At 66.8% G+C, this 3,927-nt stretch carries 2 protein-coding genes and 2 pseudogenes; all 4 read right to left on the bottom strand.

What is annotated here, in order from left to right:
* On the bottom strand, positions 1-1,029 hold a 1,029-nt coding region (locus ACFFR3_RS50190; RefSeq protein ID WP_379485517.1), incomplete at its 3' end, for an IS110 family RNA-guided transposase.
* Between the two features lie 241 nt (positions 1,030-1,270).
* A pseudogene (locus tag ACFFR3_RS50305) lies at positions 1,271-1,516 on the bottom strand (transposase); the annotation flags it as partial.
* Positions 1,517-1,523: 7 nt separating this feature from the next.
* Positions 1,524-3,623, bottom strand: a complete 2,100-nt coding sequence (locus ACFFR3_RS50180) for an ISAzo13 family transposase (RefSeq protein ID WP_345390629.1) — start codon at positions 3,621-3,623, stop codon at positions 1,524-1,526.
* 49 nt (positions 3,624-3,672) lie between these two features.
* A pseudogene (locus ACFFR3_RS50175) lies at positions 3,673-3,927 on the bottom strand (transposase); the annotation flags it as partial.

The following is a 3,927-nucleotide window of genomic DNA, read 5'->3' as shown; positions in this document are numbered from 1 at the left end:
ACGGTGGACTTCGCGGGCGATGTAGCGCTTCAGGCAGCGGATGATCTCGCGACGGGTCTTTCCGTCGCCGGTGCGTTTGCGCAGGTAGTCCTGAGTGCGTGGGTCCCAGCGAAGGCGGCTGAGGGTGATCCGGTAGAGGGCTGCGTTGGCTTGGCGGTCGCCGCCTCGGTTTAGCCGTCGCCGGCTGGACTTTCCCGATGACGATTCCAGCGGACTCACTCCGCATAGAGCAGCAAAGGACGCTTCGCTGGCGAGCCTGTCTGGATTGTCACCTGCAGCGATGAGGAGAACAGCAGCACTGTCAGGGCCGATGCCGGGCTGCTGGAGGAGTGCAGGGGCTGCGGTCTCAACGGCTGTCGTGATGTGCTTGGACAGCTCGTTGATTTCTCTGGTCAGGTACTGGATCCGTTCGGCCAGGAGCTTGAGCGTGTAGAGGATGGCGTGCGTGAGATCGGTGGCCGCTGCGGGATCCAGTGCAGCGCATGCGGTAATCAGCCGTGGGACAGACAGTCCTGCGAGACGATCACGCAAGGCGGGATCAGCAGAGACCAGCAAGGCTTTGAGCTGGTTGATCGACTGAGTGCGTGCCTTGATGGCGGAATCCTTGGCGACTTTGAACATTCTCAGCATCTCGACCGGACCATCAGCGCTCTTTGGAAGAGCAGTGGCCTGCCCGGCCAGGACGGCCCGGGCCGCGTTCTCCGCGTCGATCGCGTCGCTCTTGCCGCGGCGGCGCCGCTCTGCTCGGTTCGGCCGGTTGGCCTCGAGGACCGTGAGCCTCTCAGCTTGCAGGTGCCGGGCCAGTGCCGCCCCGTAGGATCCAGTGCCTTCGACTCCCGCGCGTTGCACCTCGCCGAACGAGCGGGCCCAGGCGATGAGCTGCTGGTAGCCCGCCACTGTGGTCGGGAACGCGGCGTGCGCGACCACACCTCCTGTCAAGGTCACCACCGCGGCGACGTGAACGTCCTTATGCGTATCGACGCCCAGAACAATGTCTTCGATCTGGCGGCTGAAGTCGGGCTCGGGCATGCTGACGGTGGTCATCTGGCTCCTTGAACGACCTGTGAGGCGATGGCCGTCGTCGGGCCGGCGTGACGGTCAGAACTGTGATGGTGCCTTGTAGCGGCAAGGCCCCTATCGGGACACGTCTGCCGGTCCGACGCCAGCAAGCACCGCCCGGAGCAAGGACCGGCAGATCAACCCCAAGGCAGCACGGCCAGTTGGACCACGGGCCAGGACCTCGTCCGGGCGGCACAAGAAGATCCTCACAGTTGGACCAGATCTGGCGCCAGGTCTCGCGGGGGAAGGCGGCGAAGGCGAGCAGGTCCTCGCGGGCGGCGTCCAGGTGCTCGCACGCGGCCGGGTACTTGGCTTCCAGGGCGTCGATGACCCAGGCGTGCTGGGTGCGCACCTGCTCGGCGGTGGGCTGGTCGAAGATGGTGCGCACCAGGGTGGCCACCCACGGCTGCGCTGATTTGGGGACGGTGGTGAGCAGGTTGCGCAGGTAGTGGAGCCGTAAAGAATCAAGGTGTCGATTCTGTGGCACGTGGGATGTCGTCGTGCGGTGTGATGGCGTTCAGGAGCGCGTCGGCGCTGGAGTATCGGGTTGCGGATCGGGTGACGGCGTAGCCGGTCTCCTCCAGCAGCGGGCGCACCCAGAGCTTGGCGTTGCCGATCGTTCGCCGACTCACTTGAAACAGTTCGGCTACGGCCTCCCAGGTGCAGACTTTGCGTATGCCGAGGATGACCGCCAGAACGCGCTCGGCATCGGTGATTTTCTCCCGGAAGATGCCTCCGCGGGCGCCGGCCTGCCGATCACCGCCGCGCTGGCGATGCTTGCGCTGCTCGGCCGCGGCGGCCTGCCGCAGCGACAGCCGCTCGATCAGCGCGGCCAGTTCCGGGCGGCTCATCCCGGTCAGTGCCGGATCTCCGAGCAGTGCCAGCCGGTTCGGTCGTGTCGGGACGGTGTTGCTGTCCAGGAAGTCACGGAGCGCACCGGCGCTGGTGAAGCGCAGAACGGTGGGGTTGATCGAGAGTTTGCGGGCGGCCAGGAGCTTGCCGGTCTCGGTGACCGCCTGGCCGATCGAGGGCTGGCTGATCTCGAGCATCTCCGACAGGACGCGCTGGGAGCAGATCTGGCGGAGATAGACGATGGCGATCAGGACCTTGTCGGCGTCGGTGAGCAGTGGGCGTCCGTGGTTGGCCTTGGCCTGTTGGCGTGGGCCACCGCGGATTTCGAAGTTGCGCTGCTCGGCCAGGGCCGCCTGATCCGGGGCCAAAGACGCAGTCAGCTCGTTCAGCTCTTGTCGGCTCATCCCGGTCAGCCGGGGGTCGGCCAGGGCGTGCAGGCTTTCAGACCGGATACGCGTCCGGTCGTCAGATAGGGGCAGGTGCGGGTCGCCGTGTGCCGGGCCGATCGTGTAGTTCCAGGCGCCGCGCTCGGTATGCGGGGCGATCGGCAGCATGCTCATCCGCTCGGCGGACACCGACACGCCCAGCGGGTAGGCGTTGGTGTCCAGTTCGGCCGCGACGGTCAGCCCGGTGCGGGTGCGTGTCGCGGCGATGCTGTTGACCACGACCTCGTGGCTGGTCAGGGGCCTGCCGCGCCAGTTCATGGTGATGTGCGAGAACAGCCGGTGCTCGATCTTGTTCCACTTGCTGGTGCCGGGCGGAAAGTGGCAGACGGTCACCGCCAGCCCGGTCTCGGCGGCGAAGTCGGCCAGCTCGGCCTTCCATAACCGGTAGCGATAGCTGTTGGAACCCCCGCAGTCCGCCGTGATCAGCAGCCGGTTCGCGTTCGGGTAGTCCAGGCTGCCGCGACCGTGCCACCAGCGCCGGATCGACTCCACCGCGAACGCCGAGGTGTCGTGATCGATCCCGACGTTCACCCAGCCCGTGTCGTTGGCCACATCGTAGATCCCGTACGGGATCGCGTGCGGCACGTCCGGGCCGGTGAAGAAGAAGCTGTGGTCCTCGACCCGAACCGGATCACCCTTGGGCCGCCACTGCCGCCCCGCGTTCGGCAGATCGCCCAGATGCTCCTTCTTCTTCGTGTCCACGCTGATCACCGGCTCGCCGTCCGCCTGATGCGCCTTGACCTGCTCGTTGATGTAATGGAATTGCGCGTCCCGGTCCGGGTGCTGCTTGCCTTCCAGCGTCTTGGCATTGGCCTGCAGACTGAAGCCTTGTTTCTTCAACAGCCGGCCCACCGTCGGCGCCGAGACCCGATAGCCCTGCCCGGTCAGCTCCTGGGCCAGATCGCGCAGCGACTTGGTGGTCCAGCGCAGCGGCGACATCGGATCCCCGCGCTCATCGGGCTCCACCAACGCCAGCAGTGCCGGCACCAGATTCGGGTCCTGAGCTTCGGCGGCCTTGCGACCTCCACCACGACGACGGACACGGCCGTCCGGCAGCGGATCCACGCCGGCCTCCAGCTCGAATACCCCGGCGCGCACCGTAGTTTCCGACACTCCGGCCACCGCCGCCACCGTCCGCACCCCACCATGTCCGAGCAGCCGAGCCTCCTGCCCCATCACCAGACGTCGCTGCCGCTCGTTCAAATGCGGAAACAGCACCCTGAACCGCAAGGAAAGCTGATCGCGGACCTCGCTCCGTATGCCCATACCAAGTCAACGAGTTCAAGATCGAAAAGCAACACCTTGTTTCTTTACGGCTCCAGTGGGTGCGGCAGCGCTGCCAGGCGGCGCCCGGCAGGGCGGCGCCGATCGCCTCGACCAGGCCGCGGTGGGCGTCGGAGACGACCAGCTGCACCCCGGACAGCCCGCGCGCGACCAGGCTGCGCAGGAAGGCCAGCCAGCCCGCGCCGTCCTCAGCGCTGGTGACCTCCAGACCGAGGACCTCGCGCTGGCCGTTGGCGTTGACACCGGTGGCCACCAGAGCGTGCACGTTGACCGTCCGCCCGCCCTC

This window comes from Nonomuraea salmonea (assembly GCF_042428605.1).
Lineage (GTDB): Bacteria > Actinomycetota > Actinomycetes > Streptosporangiales > Streptosporangiaceae > Nonomuraea > Nonomuraea salmonea.
The sequence above is the reverse complement of the archived record's forward strand: the minus strand, read 5'-3'. Positions and strand labels throughout refer to the sequence as shown.